Raw genomic sequence first — 1,100 nt, 5'->3', positions numbered from 1 at the left:
CCCCGGAGGAGGCCCGCACCCTCGCCTCCTGGGACCGCGACCTGGACGCCCTCACCGGGGAGCTCCTGCGTGCCCGTGAGGCGGTCAGGGACGTCCCCGTGCCGCCCTCGCTCACCGCGTCCGAGCTGCTGCGCCTCGCTGCGGACCCGGACGGCTTCGCGCAGGACCTCGCCCGTCCGATGCCGCGCCCGCCGCAGCCCGCGGCGCGAAGGGGCACCCGGTTCCACGCCTGGGTCGAGTCCCGCTTCGAGGAGCTGCCCCTGCCGATGCTCGGCCCGGACGAGCTGCCGGGCGGCGCGATGGACGAGGCGGAGATCGCCGACGAGCGCGACCTGGAGGCGCTCAAGGACGCCTTCGAGCGCACCGAGTACGCCCGCCGGACCCCCTACCGCGTCGAGGTCCCGTTCCAGTTCGTCATCGCCGACCGCGTGATCCGGGGGCGCATCGACGCCGTCTACAAGGAAGGTGACGGCGAGGACACCACGTACGAGATCGTCGACTGGAAGACCAGCCGCACCCGCAGCGCCGACCCCCTCCAGCTCGCCGTGTACCGGCTGGCCTGGGCCGAGCAGCAGGGCGTGCCCCTGGAATCGGTGAAGGCCGCGTTCCTGTACGTGCGCAGCGGCGAGACCGCCCGTCCGAGAAGCCTCCCCGACCGCGCCGACCTCGAACGCCTGCTGCGCGGAGAGCCCGCGCCGCCCGCGGAACCATCGGTTCCGATCGCTGTGGCGGCCGATCGCTCCGGCGGGGAACCACCGGACGAATCACCCCCGGATGGCGGATAGGCTCGTGACCATGAGCGAGACACCGGACAGCGCCGTCCGTACGTACATCGAGAACCACCGCGCCGCCTTCCTCGACGAACTGGCGGATTGGCTGCGCATCCCGTCCGTGTCGGCCCAGCCCGAGCACGCCGGGGACGTGCGCCGCAGTGCCGAGTGGCTCGCCGCCCGGCTCAAGGAGACCGGCTTCCCGGTCACGGAGGTCTGGGAGACGGCCGGGGCCCCCGCCGTCTTCGCAGAGTGGCCCTCGGACGACCCCCAGGCCCCCACCGTTCTCGTCTACGGCCACCACGACGTCCAGCCCGCGGCCCGCGAGGA

1 protein-coding gene and 1 pseudogene are annotated in these 1,100 nt (G+C 73.5%); both read left to right on the top strand.

Going from position 1 to position 1,100, the window contains the following annotated elements:
• A partial coding sequence (locus AB8Z36_RS40180) for a PD-(D/E)XK nuclease family protein (protein ID WP_369218298.1) occupies positions 1 to 785 on the top strand: 785 nt, incomplete at its 5' end.
• Positions 786 to 795: 10 nt separating this feature from the next.
• Positions 796 to 1,100, top strand: a pseudogene (locus tag AB8Z36_RS40175) (peptidase M20); the annotation flags it as partial.

The sequence above is a fragment of the Streptomyces flavofungini genome, assembly GCF_041028215.1.
Taxonomy (GTDB): domain Bacteria; phylum Actinomycetota; class Actinomycetes; order Streptomycetales; family Streptomycetaceae; genus Streptomyces; species Streptomyces flavofungini_B.
This window is presented reverse-complemented; position numbering and strand designations above follow the sequence as displayed.